This is a genomic window from Mycoplasma sp. 744 (genome assembly GCF_034863305.1).
Classification (GTDB): Bacteria; Bacillota_I; Bacilli_A; order Mycoplasmatales; family Metamycoplasmataceae; genus Mycoplasmopsis.
Map to the genome: position 1 here is coordinate 149,228 of NZ_JAYFFF010000001.1, position 15,979 is coordinate 165,206.

Genomic DNA, 15,979 nt, shown 5'->3' on the forward strand with positions numbered 1-15,979 from the left:
TTATAATAAGTTTATGAAAAAAATTAATTATAAAATTTTGGCAGAAAAAGCAAATGTTTCAATTAGCAGTGTCAGTCGTTATTTTAATAGCGGTTATATAAGCAAAAAAACTGAATTAAAAGTTGAAAAAGCTTTAAAAGATCTTAATTATGATTTTTATTTAAATTCACAATCAAATAATAAAACTCCGCTTTCAGATACTATAGTTGTTTTTTTATCAAACGAATATAATAATAATTTTTATGATATTTTGCAAGGAATAAATTATTCAGCTCAAGCAAAAGATAAAAAAGTTTTAAGTTATTTTGTAGATAAAAATCGTGATAAAGCAAAAAAATTATTTATTAAAATAAGAAGTCAATTGCCTTTTGCTATTATATTTTTCAATCAAAATTTAATAATTAATAAATTGTTTAATGAAATTTTTACAAAAAAACAAAACGAAAATGTCAAAATTTTACTCTTTAATACTTTGAGTGATCATTTTAGTTCTTTACAAGTGGATTATATTAAACCTTTTCAACAATTAGTTGTTTTATTATCGCCTAATTTAAATGCTTCAACAAATAAAATTATTTATTTAGATGATATTAATGATAATGAGCGTTTAAGATTTTATAAAAAAGAAGGTTTTTCTCAAGGAATGTTAAGCATTGAAAAAGAACCATTTTTTCTTGAATTTAATCCTAAAAGTAAAGAATCAATAATAAAAATAAGTAATTCTATTTTATTAAATGATTATAAATATATTATATGTTCATCGCACGAAGCTTATTTAGCTTTAGCTCACATAAGAGAATTAAAAAACTTTTATTTAACAGATATAGGACCAGCAAATTATTTTGATTTTTTCCCACGATATAATTATAAAATTTTAGAAGATTGATTTCATATTGGTATTCAAATGGAAAGAATGTTAACAACTAAAGTACCAACTGAAACGAAAGTTTTTGTTCTTAAACATTCAGGAAAAATTATTAAAAATGATGAAATTTAAAAACAGATATATAAACTAATATCTAAAAGTTATTTTTAAATAACTTAAATTAAGTTTAAATATATCTGTTTTTTATTTCAATTAATCAATTTTTTCCTCGAAAAGTGTAATAGTTTCCAATTGTTTACTAATATCTTTTTTAGTTTTATCAGCATCCATTGCTTTAGCAGTTATTGTCAGTTGTTTGTAAGATTTATTAAATATAGTAACAATATCCATTAATATTTTTTTATTATCATTATGTTGTTTTATTAATTTACTAATATTATCAGCCATATTGTTATATGAAATATAAACGTTATTTAAATATTTTTTTACTTTTTCAAAAGCATCTTCGCTTTTGCTTTGTCTTATAAGACTTTTAATTTGATCAATATATCAAAAAATAGTTGTAGGAGAAACAAATAAAATTTGTGGATTTTTTTCCATTAATTTTCTAGTTATATCGTTAGAAATCATAAAAATATAAATAGCTTCACTAGGAATAAACATTAAAGCCTTTTTGATTACTGACTCATCAGTTATATATTTTTCTATTTCCTTTATTCTTTGATCTAATTGATTAGTAAATTCTTTCAAATTTTTATCATTAGGATTTTTTAAATAATTTAAATAAGTTGAAGCTTGGAATTTAGAATCAACAGGAATAATAATTTTTTTATTGTCAGCATTATGTGTAAAAATAGCCAAATCAACAATTAAATTATCTTTAATTTTATATTGAGTTTTAAACATTCCATCAATACTATCATCTTCGCCATAATGATCACTTATAATATCATTTAATAATTTTTCACCAACGACACCAATGCTTTTATTATTTTTAAAAATATCATTGATGTCTTTTATTTCGTTTTTTACTTCTTCTAATATCGATATATTTTTATTAACTTCATTTATTTTTTCTACTGTTTGTGAAAATTCATTTTTTATATTTTCATTAATATTATTTGCTAATTTATTTGTTACTTCTTGTCTTATTGTGTCTAAGTTTTCTTTTTGATTATTTTTAATTTCATTAAAAGAATCGTTTAAATCTTTTTTAAGTACTTTAAAAACAGAATTTTCGTTTGAAAGAATATTTTTTCTTAGTTCTTCTTCAAAAGAATTGAAATTATTTTTTAAATTAATTTCTAAATCTTTTTGATTTCTATGAAATTCTTTAATTAATTCTAATTGTTTTTTTGCCAAATCAGTTTCATTATCTTTCAATAACTGATTAAATCTGTTATCAATAGTTTTACTAATATTATCAATTAAATTTATTTCAATATTTTTAATCTTTTCATTGTCTTTTAATTCCATTTTTTTTGTTTTTCTTTTATTTAATAAAAAAATAACAACAAAAAATGTAATAGCTATTAGTAATAATATTAACATTATTACTATAATAAGATTTCAAATCGTAGTTGTCAAATTATCTCCTTTGTGTTATTATATTATTATGCATTATACTAAATTATATTCTGCAGTTTTTGCGCAAAAAGATAATCTAGTTTATATACATAATCAATCTTTTTATGTTTTATTGGGTATTATTTTACTGATTATTATTGGTATTCTAATTACTTTTATTCTTTATTTACATTTTTTTCAAAAACATGTTCATTCAGATTGAATAAGTTATATAAAAAATAAAAATTTAAATTTAGAAAATAACAACAATAAGAAGAAAAATTATATTAAATATAATATTTACATTGTTATTTTAACTTTATTATCATTAACTATTTTTATAATTTTAGCTACTATTTCCTTTGATTTATTCTATAGTTTATTTATATAAAAAATTCCTTTTTAACTGTTTAATAGTTATTTTAGGAATTTTTTAATTTAAATAATTTTTTATTTTTTGCATATATTTTTCTTGATCTTTTTGTTTTATTTCTTCTCTTTTATCTTTTTTAGTCAATCCTATTACTAAAGCTATTTCGAGTTTAACAATATTTTTATTATTAAAATAAAGTTTAACAGGAATGATTGTAGAACTATTTAAACGATTTAATTTACTATTTAGTCTTATTAATTCATTTTTATGTAATAATAATTTTCTTTCTCTATTTTCATCGTTTTTTTGTAACATATAACTTTTAAAATTAGCATTATAAAGAAATAATTCATTTTTTCTAAAAAAACAATAAGAATTAGTTAAATTAACTGTTTTAGCCCTTGCGCTTTTAGCCTCTCATCCTTGTAAAACTATGCCACATTCATATTTATCAATAATTTTATAATTATGTAAACCACGTCGATTATCACTAACAATATTCATATAGTTATTATATAAAATAATAAATTAGTAAATAAAAAATCCGTTTATACGGATTTATAAATGTTTTTCAACGTGTTTTACAAAAGCAGGATAAGGTAAATAACCTAAACCAGGTTGTACCATTTTTCCGTCTTTAAAAATAAATCAAGTTGGCATTGAAGTTACATTAAATTCTTTTGCTAAATCTTGATTTTGATCAACATCCACTCTAAAAACAGGAATATTATTTTTAGCAACTAATTCATCTAAAGTGATTTTAAACATTTTGCATGGAGGACATCACACAGCGTGAAAAACTAGTACATATACACCTTCTGTTTTGCTAAATTGTTCTTTATATTCTTGAGTTGTAATTTCTTTTAACATTTGGCCTCCTTTATAAATTAATTTTATAATATTTTTTTTAAATTCAAAAAGTTATTTTTTATATAAAAAAATGCTGAAAAATTAACTTTTTGCTGTTTTTTGAAAAATATATTTAATACTTTATTTTTCTAAAAAAAGTATTTATTTTCTATGATAAAAAAAAAAAAAAAAAAACAAAAAAAACATATAATTTAATTATATTAATATATTCCAAATTAAATAATTTAAAGTAAACGATAAAAATATAAATCAAATATTTTCATAAAATATATTAATATCAAATTTTATAATTATATACGTATATAAATTAAAGGAAAATCTATATGAAAAAAAGTAAATTAGTTGGTTCAGCATTTGCTTTATTAACAGGTGCATCTGTTGTTGCTGTTCCTTTAACTACTATTTCTGCTACTACTTCTGAACAAAATTTAGAAATTGTTAAATATTTTTTAGAAGGCAGAGATTTTGAGGCTCAACAAAAACAACTTGTGGAATCTTTTGATAAAAAAATTACAGATTTAACCAATAAATATCCAAATATAAATAATTGAGGTAAAGAGTGATTAGATCGACGTAAAGCCGCTTTATCTAAATATTATTCATTATTAAAACAACTAGTTAATAGTAATCAATATCCTACAGCTTTTCAACTATTTAATATAATTAATCAAACTTTAGCTACCTTTACTACTCAAGAACAATATTTAACGCAAATAGATGAATTATTAAAATCATTTCCAGATTCAGTTAAATTTGTGGAACAAGTTCAACCACAATTAAATGGTAAAAATTTTGCTCCTTCTGAATTATTAGCTAATTATATTGACGTTGTTAAACAACACAGTGATTTTTTAAAAAGAACTAATGATGCTAAATTAGTTGAATGAAATAAAAAACAAGCTAATTGAGATAAAAAAGTTCAAGAATTGCGTGATTACATTGTTAAAGATCAACAAAATGCAAGTAAAATTTTTGTTGCTGTATTAAGCAGTATAACTAACGTTTTAACTGACATTAAAAATAAATATGAAATTCCTACAAGATGATTATCAGCAAATTATTTGCAAAAAATGCTTGAAAGACAAAATTATTTAGTAGAAGAAATTGGCAAACAATATGAAGCCAAGGAACATATTTTAGCAATTTATCAAATTGAAAATCTTCGTCAACTAGTTGATGAATTAGCCTTTGAATTAACTTCAGTTAATTGATTATCAAAATTTTTAAATAACGCAACTACTGAATTACAAACTCATTTAAAATCAAAAGCACAACAAATCTATCAAACTGCAGTTCAAGCCAAAAAAACAAAATTAGAAGAAATTAATAAAATAAATGAAACTGATTCAGAACAAGTTAAAAAAATGAAACAAGAAGCAGTTAGTCAAGCGCATCCTTCTGTAAGTGAATTATTAAATCAATATTATGTTGAATCATTTAGCTTCTTAAATAAAGAAATTCAAGTTTTAAAAGAAGCAGGAAGTAATCCAGCTGCTCTTAGAAAAGAAATAGCTGATGAAGTTAATAAATTATTAGCCGCTAAAGGTTTAAATGAATATTTAATAACTGAAGAAGATCCGAAAGCTCAAGTATTTAATGAACATTTATCAAAAGCATTAGATAAATTAGTAGAAAATAATTCTCAAAATAATTCATCTGCTAGTGATGCTACAACTGATAAATGAAAAACTATTTTAATTGCTGTTTCTGCCATTTCTACAGCAGCTGTTGTTGCAATGATTATTGCTATAGTGGTTTATTTAGCTCGTAAAAAACAAACTAAATAATACAAATTTCATCTTTTTTGAATAAGTAATATAAAATATTACTTATTTTTTTTATTTTAAAATTCTAAAAATTAAAAAAAGTTTTTCAAATTAGTAATTATAAAAGAAATATAATAATCTTAGAGGTGTAAAAATGAGTAGTTTTCCAAGAATTGTTATTGATGAAAATAAATTTAAAACTAATATTAAACGTGCAATAGAAATATGTAAAGAAAAAAATATTAATGTTTTAGCTGTTACTAAAGGTTTTGTTGGAAATCGCAGAATGGTGGAAATTTTTGCTGAGTGTGGCATTGAATATTTTGGCGATTCTAGATTAGAAAATATAGCAAATTATCAAGATATAAAAGGGCACAAACAATTATTAAGAATACCACAAATTGAAGAAATTCCACAATTAGTTGAATTGTGTGATTCATCACTTAATGGTGATATTAATGTAATTAAAGCAATTAGTGATTACGTAATTAAAAATAACAAAAAAGTACATCAAATTATTTTAATGATTGATTTAGGTGATAGAAGAGAAGGAATTCTAACTAATCAAGTTCATGAAACAGTAAATGAAATAATTCAATTAAAAGGAGTGCAATTAATAGGTATAGGATGTAATTTTGGCTGTTATGGTGCTAGAATACCTTCAGTAGAAAAAATGCAAGAATTTGTTCAAATTAAAAAAGACATTGAAACAACTTATAACTTAAAATTAACTCATATTTCAGGTGGCAATAGTTTGAGTTTACACATGGTATGAGAAAATACAATGCCTGAAGAAGTAAATTTTTTAAGAATGGGCTTTGCAATGATTTTTGGAACAGAAGATAAATATCGTCAAACTATAAAAGGCATGTATCGAGATGCTTTTAAATGCCAAGCGAGTGTTGTTGAAGTAGATATTAAATCTTCTTTACCTAAAGGAGAAGCAGGTATTGATGCTTTTGGACATAAACCTGTTTTTGAAGACAAAGGTATTATAAAGAGATTATTATTAGCAATTGGCAAACTAGATACTTCTTTTGATGATATGTACCCAATTGATTCCAATTTAGAAATTCTAGGAGGATCAAGCGATTTAATGATTTTAAATGCTACAAATAGTTCGATTGACTATAAAGTAGGAGATATCATTGAATTTAATTTAGATTGAGGATCATTATTATATTTATTTAGTTCAAAATATGTAAGTAAAAAATTTATAAAATAAAAAATCAAGATTAACTTGATTTTTTAAATATCAATATTTTTCACATATTTAGCATTTTCTTCAATAAATTCTTTTCTAGGAGCTACATCATCTCCCATTAAAGTGGTGAATATTCAATCAGCTCTAGCAGCGTCTTCTATTTGTACTTGCAACATTAATCTTGTGTTAGGATCCATAGTAGTTTCTCACAATTGATCAGGATCCATTTCGCCCAATCCTTTATAACGTTGTATATTTATTTTTAAATTAGGATTCAATTCTTGCATTATTTGTTCTTTTTGTTCATCATTATAAGCATAATAAATATTTTTATTTTGTTGTATTTTATATAAAGGAGGTTGAGCAATATAAATAAATCCATATTCAATTAATTCTCTAAAGTAACGATAAAAGAAAGTTAATAATAAAGTTCTAATATGAGCACCATCTACGTCAGCATCAGTCATTATAATAACTTTATGATATCTTAATTTGTTTATGTTAAAGTCTTCACCTATGCCAGTACCTAAAGCGGTAATAAGTGATTGAATTTCTTCATTAGCAAATACTTTGCTTGCTTGATTCTTTTCAGCATTAATTACTTTACCTCTCAATGGTAAGATAGCTTGAGTTAGTCTATCTCTTCCCATTTTAGCTGATCCACCAGCAGAATTACCCTCAACTATATAAAGTTCACTAATTTCAGCATTTTTTGAAGTACAATCAGCTAATTTGCCAGGCAATGATCCACCTTCAAAAATTGTTTTTTTTCTTGCTGCTTCTCTAGCCATTTGTCCAGCTAAACGAGATTTTTTAGCGTTTAACGCTTTTATAACAATATTTTTAGCTTCAATAGGATTTTCTTTTAAAAATCTTTCAAAAGCATCTGAAAAAACTTTATTTACAGCAATTCTTGCATCTTTATTTCCTAATTTACCTTTTGTTTGACCTTCAAAAATAGGATCAGTATGTTTAATGGAAATTATAGCTACTACACCTTCTTTTGCATCCTCTGCATTTATTTTATCTTCTTCTTTTTTTATTAGATGTGCATCAATTCCATAATTGTTAATTAATCTTACTAACGAATCGTAAAATCCTCTTTCATGAGTACCGCCTTCAATGGTGATTATATTATTGGCATAAGAAACTACATTGCCAATAATTTTTTCATTATACTGTAAAGCTACTTCTACTTGTACAGGAGCATCTTGGCCATGTGAATATTCGCCTTCGGCGTAAATAATATTTTGATGAATTAATTTTTGTCCTTTATTTAATTCTTTTACATAATCTACTATACCACCAGCAAAACAAAATTGATTAGTTCTATTTGTTTTCTCATCATTGACAATAATATTAAGCCCTTTATTCAAGTAAGCAATTTGTTTTGCATGATCAACAATAGCATCATAATCAAAATCGTTTTTATCCATAACTGTAAAATCAGGATGGAATTTAATTTTAGTTCCAGTATCATTTTGTTCAATATCTTTTAAAATGGTCAAAGGTTGAATAATTTGACCGCCATTAGCAAAATGAGCATAATGTAGTTTTGCATCTCTTTTAACTCATACTTCAAATTCATCACTTAAAGCATTAACTACTGAGGCACCAACTCCATGTAAACCACCAGAAACTTTATAAGTTTCAGAGTCAAATTTACCTCCAGCATGTAAAACAGTTAGAACTGTTTCAACTGTAGAAATATTAGTTTCAGGATGAATGGCAACAGGAATTCCTCTTCCATTATCTTCAACAATAACATAATTATCTTTTGTTAAAGTAATATTAATTTCATTTGCAAAACCAGCCATGCATTCATCAACAGAATTATCAACTATTTCTCAGATTAAATGATGTAATCCTTTAATACCTGTAGTTCCTATATACATTCCTGGTCTAACTCTTACAGCTTCTAAACCTTTTAAAACTCTTATACTAGATGCGTTATATTCTGAAGTGCTCATTTTGTTAGCTCCTTTTCAAAAAAAATAAATGATTAAATATTTAAAGAATTTAAATATTTATATAGCGATTATATCATAAATTAAATTTAAAAAAGTTTAAAAAAATCAGTTTTAAAACTGATTTAAAATTTATTGTCAGGAATATATAAATTACCATCCACTGAAGCAATATGATTAATAGTAATTAGAGCATTTTGATCAATATGTCTAACTAATTTAATTAAACGTGGTACTTGTTTATACAATGTTATAGCAGTGAGAACTTTCATTTCATTTCCAGAATATCCACCAATTCCTTTGCTTATTGTAAAACTATTAATAGTTTTTTTGTCTTCCACAATTGCTTTTCTAATAGCACTCATATGAGGTGAAAATATTTTGAATTGCACAACCTTGTATCTTGGAAACAATCTATTTAATACTTGTGCAAAAACAAAATTACAAATAAAAGTAGAAATCATATTAGGTGAAAAATAAAGTGAAGTTTGTCAGTTAACACTTGTCATTTCTTTAATACCTAATTTATCGGCTTGACTTAGTTGGTTATAAATATTAGGATAATTAGTTTCTAAATTTACTAAATCATTTAAAACTAAACTTCCGGCAATAAATGTACCTATTAACACTGAAATAACCATAATAATAATATTAATGTATGAATTAATGGTACCAAAATTTTTATGTTTAACAGTTGACATATATTCGCCTATTATGCCAGTAACACCTGCAGCGCCACCCATAATAGCAATAATAGCAAAGAAAAATGCTAACATTCCACCATAAATAACTGCAAAAAGGATTTGGGCTACGATAGCTCCACCATTATTTCATGATAAGGGAATTAATGATCAAATTCCTTCTTTACCACTTCCTAATTGTCCATTTCCTCATAAATTATCTTGTATTAAAATTCTAGCTTCTTGACTAATAGTATTAGCAGTAAAATCACCAAAAATATTAAAATTAGATATTCCTGGAATTTGTCCAATAGCAAAAGAAACTAAACTACTAATTACTAAAAATTCTAATGTAAGCATTGTGTATATTTTTCCGACTTTTTTAAAACCAAATCAAAATATAGGAAAACTTAGTACTAAGTATAAAATTCAGAATAATGCTTGATCAATAACATTATAAATAGCAATAGTAATTTGCGGATTATTTCTTAATAAAACATTAGTTAATTTGGAAATTGCTTGTCCAAAAGCAGCTAAACCGAAGTTATAAATACCTGGATTTTTAACAAAAAAGATACCAACAATTCCGTATATTACAGAAAATAAAGCAGTTCATAAAACAATTTTTTGGATAGGCATAGGTGCATAAAAACGCGAAAACCTAAGCACGAAATTAGATAATTTTGTATATCTATATTGAGTATTTTTTTTCTTAATCACCTTTTTTACTGGTGAATCTGGTTCATTAGTAAAAATATCATACATTGAAGCATTATCAAAATCATGTTGCTGCGAATGTTCTTCTTCATTCTTATCAAAAGTATGATTATTATTTTCTTTTATCATAAGACATCCTTTCTTGTTTATTTTATTGGTAATTGCAAAATAAAAAACCAAGAAATTAAATTGAAATAACTTCTTATTGTTATTATATTATAATGAAGGGATTTATAATATTAAATATGTATAAAATCAATTATTTTGAAACCTTAAATATGCAAATTCCAATATATTTTCTTGACAAAAAAAGTAATACTACTTTAGTTTTTTTACATGGAATTAAATCCTCAATAGATTTTATTCAGAATTTAGACAAATTAATTAATAACTATAATATTTTAGCTATTAATTTACCAGGAAGTCATTATTATAAAACTCTAAATTTAGAAAATATTGATTTAAATATTTGAATAAAAATAACTAATAACATTTTAAATAAACTTAAATCTAAAAATATTATCATTTTTGCCCATTCAATGAGTGGTGGTGTTGCTATGGGTATAAATAAGTTTAAAAATATTAAAAAAATTGTAATGTTTAATACTATTCATCCTTTTTTAGAAAAAAATATAAATATTAATTTATCTAGTAAATTCCTTTCAAGCAAAAATATGTTTGAAAATTTATTTATAAAAGAAAAATATAAAAATAAAATGATTTCTCAATGAAATAAAGAAAAAGCTCAAAAAATTAAATATTGAATACCAATGTTAAATAAAACAATATTTAATTCTAAATATTTAGATATTTTAGAAAAACAATATATAAATAAAAAAAATTTGATAGTACCAATTGTTAGCGAAAATGATAATGTAATTAATTCAAAAAATTTACTTGCTTATTATAAAAAAATAAATCTTAATGCTAATATTATTGGTGTTGGACATAGTCTTTCATCTATTTATAATAATGATTTAGCTAATTTAATTAATAAATTAGTTAAAGCTAAAAAACGTTGATTTTGACAAAAAAATATTTTTAAATTAAAAAATAAAGGAAAAAATGGAATATAAAAAATTCGAAGAAAATTTATTGTTATTCTTATCTAAAAATAACAGTTTAAATTTATTGTTAAAAGTATTAGATAATCCTGAAGTATATTTTTCTTTAACAAATGCTTTAAATGTTAAAATAAAAATGGAACAAACTTTTTTACGTATGCAAGAAAATAAATATCATAAATTTATTAAAAATTTAATAGAAGAATATTTGATTAAGCAAAATTATGAAATTATGAAAAATAGAGTTATTTTAACTCATGAAGAAATTAAAAATAATCAAAAAGAAACAATATTATTGAAATCTACATTTTCTTTTATTGCTAAAGATGAAAATAAAAAAGAATTTATCTATATTTGAGCTAAAAAAAGAGATAATTTTTCATTAAAAAAAATAGAAATTTTATTAGAAAATTATATGTTGATAGCCAAAAAAATAATTAATTTATATCCTGATTATAAACATAAATTCTATTTATGATTTATAGAAGAAACGGTAAAAAATAATAAAGAAAATATTTTTAATTTATTAAATAAAAATAACGAAATTAATTTTCAAGTTTGCTATGAAAACGAATTATTTAAAGAATGAAACGATATAGATTATTTTAATTCTATAAAAGAAAATCAAAAAAGATTTAAGAAAACTAATTATGCTTACTTAAATAATTTTCCTAATTTTGATAGTGATGAATCAATTTTAGAGGATTTAGTTAATTTGAGTGAAAATAGATGAAATTTATTAATGTCACCAGTCAAGATTTATGAGCAATTAAGAAATAATTTATTTAATTTAAATAATTCTAATTCTAACTTTTATAAAGCTATTAAATTAAGAGAATTAAAAATACTGGCTGTTGATGAAGAAGATTATAAAAATAAAAAAATTGCTTTTTTAGAAAAAAATAATATTTAGAAATTAGTTTTAATATGTTATAAAATTTAGAATATAAAAAATATATTTATATATTTTTAAGGAGATTAATATGGCCGGACATTCAAAATGAGCTAATATAAAACATCGCAAAGGCGCACAAGATGCTGCTCGTGGAAAAATATTCCAAAAATTATTTAAAGAAATCTATGTTGCTGCTACTCTACCAGCTGGAGCTGATCCTGATACTAATCCATCTTTAAAACTTGCTATTTCTAAAGCTAAAAGTAAAAATATGCCTAAGGCAAATATTGAAAGAGCATTAGCAAAAGCTAAAGGAGAAAGTAAAGAAGGTTCGAATTTTGTTGAAACATTATTTAATGCTACAATCACTGGCGGAGCAACATTTTTAATTAAAACTTTAAGTGATAATATGAATAGAACTAAATCACAAATGACAATGTATTTTAATAGACAAAATGCAATTTTAGGCAAAACAGGACAAATTCCTTTTCAATTTGATCATAAAGGAATTTTAGAAATAAATAAAAATAATATTGATGAGGAAAATTTAACATTGGTAGCATTAGATAATGGAGCCGAAGATATAGAAATTACTGAAGAAAGTTATGTTATTACAACTTTACCAGAAAATTTTACTCAATGTAAAATTGCGTTAGAAGATGCTCTAAATATAAGTGATTTTTTACAATGTGAAGTTACTTATTTACCTAATTCAACAGTTAGTTTTGATGCAGAAAAAACTCAAAAATTAAGTGAATTTATTGATTTATTAGAAGATGATGATGATGTTCAAGAAGTATTTCACAATATTGAATTAAATATAGAATAATTTATGAATAATTTTATTGAACTTTTAAAAAATGCACATGGCAATTTGTTAGATTGGGATGCTGACAAAGAAATTTTATTAGCTAAATTTTATTTAGTTTTAATTTCTGCACTTATTATTCTTGGATTACCAACGATAATTATTTTTATTTTACCGATTTTTAAAAAAAATCAATTAAGCAAAAAAACAACAGTTTTGTTATATGCTTTTTCAACTGGTTTTTTTATTTGTTTAGCTTTATTTGGGTTTTTAAGAGAAGCAATTGAAATAAGTAGTTCTAAAATTTTAGAACAAACTACATGACAAATTTATGGTTGAAATATTTTACTGGTTGGTATTGGATTGATAATAGGTTTACTAATAGCTTTTGGACTAAGAGAATTAGTAAGAAAAATTAGTTCCTCACGTTTAATTAAAAATAATTCTCAAGCACAATTATTTATTCATTCTCATGATTTAGAACATGATAATGATGTACACACTCATACAATTCATGATTATGCACCTGATCATCACATTGATTTAAAAAATAAAAGTAAAAAAACAACTTCAGCCCCTAAATTTTTAGCTTTGTTGCTATTATTAACTCATAGAATTCCTGCGGGATTATTAATTGGTTATAGTTTAACAAATTTTATAGATAATAGTACTAAACAATTTGGTGCTTTAAATATTGCTTTTATTATAAGTTTTATACTTCATATCATTCCAGAAATTTTAATTTTTTATTATAGACAATTAGAAATGGGTATAAAAAAATGAAGAGCGGCATGAATAACTTTAGCTTCAATTTTAATATTTATTCCTTTGATGTTAATCGGAATATATTTTGGATCTTTTATTAATTCTTCACCTAAAATTATTGCTTTAATGCAAGCAATTGTAGCTGGAATTTTTCTTTTTACTGCAATAGTAGAATTTGTGCCTGAATTTTATCATTCTCATCATGATAAGAAAATTTTTAAAATAGTTATTTTTGTATTTTTACTTGGCATAGTTTTATGTGCAATTATTTTGTCTTTTCATACTCACGGAACTTAAAAATATTTTTAAATTAAAAAAACAGATTATTGAATCTGCTTTTTTAATTATTTGATTTCTTCTTCTGTAAAATTAGCATTTGTATCATTTGTTGTTGATTCTTGTTGAGAATTTTGTTCTTGAGCATATTTAGCAAATTCTGCATAAATTTTTTCAATTTTTTCTAATTCTTCTCTTAATTTATCATAATCTTTATTTTTGATTAATTCATTAAATTTATCAATTTCAGTTTGTGCTTCTTTTAATTTAGCTTCATCTAATTTATCTTTATTTTCATTTAATGAACTTTCTAATCTGGCAACTAAAGATTCAGCTTTAACTAAAGTTTCAATATCAGCTGTTTTTTTGGCATCTGCTTCTCTGTTTTCTTCAGCTTCTTTTATCATTTTATCAATTTCTTCATCGCTTAATTTGGTTGAATTTTGAATAGTGATACTTTGTTCTTTATTGCTTTTTACATCTTTTGCTGTAACAGTGGTAATACCATTAGCGTCAATTCTAAAACTTACTTCAATTTGTGGAATTCCTCTTGGAGCAGGTTCGATACCTTCTAAATTAAATAATCCCAATAATTTATTTTCTGAAGCTAAAGGTCTTTCACCTTGAACAACTTTAATAGTAACTTCAGTTTGATTATCTGCATAAGTTGTAAATATTTGACTTTTTGTAATTGGAATTCTAGTATTTCTTTGAATTAATGGTGTAGCAATACCACCAGCAGTTTCAATACCTAAAGTTAAAGGTGTAACATCAACTAAAAGTATGTCATTAATATCACCAGCTAAAACAGCACCTTGAATTGCAGCTCCTAATGCAACAACTTCATCAGGATTAACTGAATGATTTGGTTTTTTATTAGTCATTTTTTCAACTAATTCTTGTACTGCAGGCATTCTTGTTGATCCACCAACCATTAAAACATCATCAATTTCGTTAGTAGTTAATTTAGCATCTTTTAAAGCTGTTTCAATTGGTTTTCTACATCTTTCTAATAAATCAGCTGTCATTTTTTCAAATTCACTTCTTTTAAGTTCAGCTTCTACATTAATTGGTTGCCCATCTTTAAATAATAAGAAAGGAAGTGAAATATTAGCTGTAACTGAAGAAGAAAGATCAATTTTAGCTTTTTCTGCAGCCTCTTTAAGACGAGCCATAGCCATTTTGTCATTTTTTACATCGATTTGATAGTCATTTTTAATTTTTTCAATTAATCATTGAACGATTTTTAAATCTCAGTCATCTCCACCTAAATGATTATCTCCAGATGTTGATAATACCTCAAATGTACCACCAGCTAGTTCTAAGATTGAAACATCAAATGTACCACCACCAAGGTCAAATACTAACACTTTCTTTTCTTTATCAGTTTTATCTAAACCAAAAGCTAATGCAGCGGCTGTTGGTTCATTAATAATTCTTAAAACTTCTAATCCCGCTATTTTTCCAGCAATTTTAGTTGCTTCACGTTGAGAATTATCAAAATAAGCAGGTACGGTAATAACAGCTTTTGAAACACTTTTTCCTATTTTTTGTTCAGCATATTTTTTAAGGTGTTCAAGAATAATAGCTGATATTTCTTCAGGTTTATAATCTTTATTATTAGCTCTAACAGTTTTATTTGTTCCAATTAATCTTTTAATAGAAGCTATAGTATCTGGGTTAGTTTCAATTTGTTTTTTTGCATTTTCTCCAACTATAGTTTCTCCATTTTTGAAACTAACAACAGAAGGAGTTGTTCTTTTGCCATTTAAATTTTCTAATACAATAGGTTTATTATTTTCTACTACTGAAACAACAGAATTAGTTGTTCCTAAGTCAATACCTAAAATGATTTCTTTTGCCATATTTTTCCTCTCATTTTTTATTGTTTATTAAAAATATTTTTTTTGTTTGTAAATTATTTTAGCATATTATTAGCAGTAAGAACTAAAAAGTGCTAAAAATTTTAAAAATATTTGCTTAATAAATTATTAACAAAACAAAAAAATAAAAATCTAATAAATTATTTATTTTGTTTTTTAGTTTATTGGTTTTTGATTGTGAATATTTTAAAGTAAATAAAAATACTAATATATTAATAAATAAAATAAAAAAATATAAGAAAGTTTAGATTTTTTTCATATTTTAAATTTAAATACTATTAATTAATTTTATTAATTAAATAAAAAAATATAATTTAAA

At 23.5% G+C, this 15,979-nt stretch carries 14 protein-coding genes; 8 read left to right on the forward strand and 6 right to left on the reverse strand.

The annotated features are described in order from the left end of the window. Nucleotides 1–13: 13 nt before the first annotated feature. Nucleotides 14–997, forward strand: a complete 984-nt coding sequence (locus tag VBM87_RS00840) for a LacI family DNA-binding transcriptional regulator (protein ID WP_323176959.1) — start codon at nucleotides 14–16, stop codon at nucleotides 995–997. Nucleotides 998–1,078: 81 nt separating this feature from the next. Here VBM87_RS00840 and rmuC read toward each other — a convergent pair whose 3' ends face one another. Next, complete coding sequence (gene rmuC / locus VBM87_RS00845) at nucleotides 1,079–2,413, reverse strand: DNA recombination protein RmuC (RefSeq protein ID WP_323176960.1); 1,335 nt, start codon at nucleotides 2,411–2,413, stop codon at nucleotides 1,079–1,081. Between the two features lie 28 nt (nucleotides 2,414–2,441). Here rmuC and VBM87_RS00850 point away from each other — a divergent pair, with 28 nt between their 5' ends. Then, a complete protein-coding gene (locus VBM87_RS00850) occupies nucleotides 2,442–2,783 on the forward strand; it encodes a hypothetical protein (protein ID WP_323176961.1) in 342 nt (113 codons plus the stop codon). Nucleotides 2,784–2,825: 42 nt separating this feature from the next. Here the strand turns inward: VBM87_RS00850 and smpB are convergent, their stop codons facing one another. Further along, nucleotides 2,826–3,269 carry an SsrA-binding protein gene (smpB, locus tag VBM87_RS00855; protein ID WP_323176962.1) on the reverse strand — a complete coding sequence of 148 codons (444 nt, stop codon included), beginning with the start codon at nucleotides 3,267–3,269 and terminating at the stop codon, nucleotides 2,826–2,828. A 54-nt stretch (nucleotides 3,270–3,323) separates the two neighbouring features. Next, entirely contained in the window at nucleotides 3,324–3,635 is a 312-nt protein-coding gene (locus VBM87_RS00860) for a thioredoxin family protein (RefSeq protein WP_257076033.1), read from the reverse strand. 323 nt (nucleotides 3,636–3,958) lie between these two features. On the opposite strand from VBM87_RS00860, the gene VBM87_RS00865 reads away from it, so the two are divergent. Together VBM87_RS00865 and VBM87_RS00870 are read left to right on the forward strand one after the other, a co-directional pair. Continuing rightward, nucleotides 3,959–5,422, forward strand: a complete 1,464-nt coding sequence (locus VBM87_RS00865; RefSeq protein ID WP_323176963.1) for a hypothetical protein — start codon at nucleotides 3,959–3,961, stop codon at nucleotides 5,420–5,422. A gap of 133 nt (nucleotides 5,423–5,555) precedes the next feature. Continuing rightward, entirely contained in the window at nucleotides 5,556–6,626 is a 1,071-nt protein-coding gene (locus tag VBM87_RS00870; protein ID WP_323176964.1) for an alanine/ornithine racemase family PLP-dependent enzyme, read from the forward strand. Nucleotides 6,627–6,649: 23 nt separating this feature from the next. Here the strand turns inward: VBM87_RS00870 and gyrB are convergent, their stop codons facing one another. Both gyrB and VBM87_RS00880 read right to left on the reverse strand, forming a co-directional pair. Beyond that, nucleotides 6,650–8,575, reverse strand: coding sequence for a DNA topoisomerase (ATP-hydrolyzing) subunit B (gene gyrB, locus VBM87_RS00875; RefSeq protein WP_323176965.1), 1,926 nt, complete (start codon nucleotides 8,573–8,575; stop codon nucleotides 6,650–6,652). A gap of 122 nt (nucleotides 8,576–8,697) precedes the next feature. Further along, a complete protein-coding gene (locus tag VBM87_RS00880; protein ID WP_323176966.1) occupies nucleotides 8,698–10,098 on the reverse strand; it encodes a DUF2179 domain-containing protein in 1,401 nt (466 codons plus the stop codon). A gap of 116 nt (nucleotides 10,099–10,214) precedes the next feature. Between VBM87_RS00880 and VBM87_RS00885 the strand changes: the two genes are divergently transcribed. From VBM87_RS00885 to VBM87_RS00900, 4 genes are all read left to right on the forward strand, one after another. Then, on the forward strand, nucleotides 10,215–11,045 hold the full coding sequence (locus VBM87_RS00885; RefSeq protein ID WP_323176967.1) for an alpha/beta hydrolase: 831 nt from the start codon (nucleotides 10,215–10,217) through the stop codon (nucleotides 11,043–11,045). Continuing rightward, nucleotides 11,035–11,946 (forward strand): HpyAIV family type II restriction enzyme, encoded by a 912-nt coding sequence (locus tag VBM87_RS00890; RefSeq protein WP_323176968.1) that lies wholly within the window; start codon nucleotides 11,035–11,037, stop codon nucleotides 11,944–11,946. Before VBM87_RS00885 ends, VBM87_RS00890 begins: the two co-directional genes overlap by 11 nt. A gap of 70 nt (nucleotides 11,947–12,016) precedes the next feature. Further along, complete coding sequence (locus VBM87_RS00895; RefSeq protein WP_323176969.1) at nucleotides 12,017–12,757, forward strand: YebC/PmpR family DNA-binding transcriptional regulator; 741 nt, start codon at nucleotides 12,017–12,019, stop codon at nucleotides 12,755–12,757. Nucleotides 12,758–12,760: 3 nt separating this feature from the next. Next, nucleotides 12,761–13,798 carry a ZIP family metal transporter gene (locus VBM87_RS00900; RefSeq protein WP_323176970.1) on the forward strand — a complete coding sequence of 346 codons (1,038 nt, stop codon included), beginning with the start codon at nucleotides 12,761–12,763 and terminating at the stop codon, nucleotides 13,796–13,798. Nucleotides 13,799–13,845: 47 nt separating this feature from the next. On the opposite strand, the gene dnaK is transcribed toward VBM87_RS00900, so the two are convergent. Further along, entirely contained in the window at nucleotides 13,846–15,642 is a 1,797-nt protein-coding gene (dnaK, locus tag VBM87_RS00905; protein WP_323176971.1) for a molecular chaperone DnaK, read from the reverse strand. Nucleotides 15,643–15,979 lie beyond the last annotated feature (337 nt).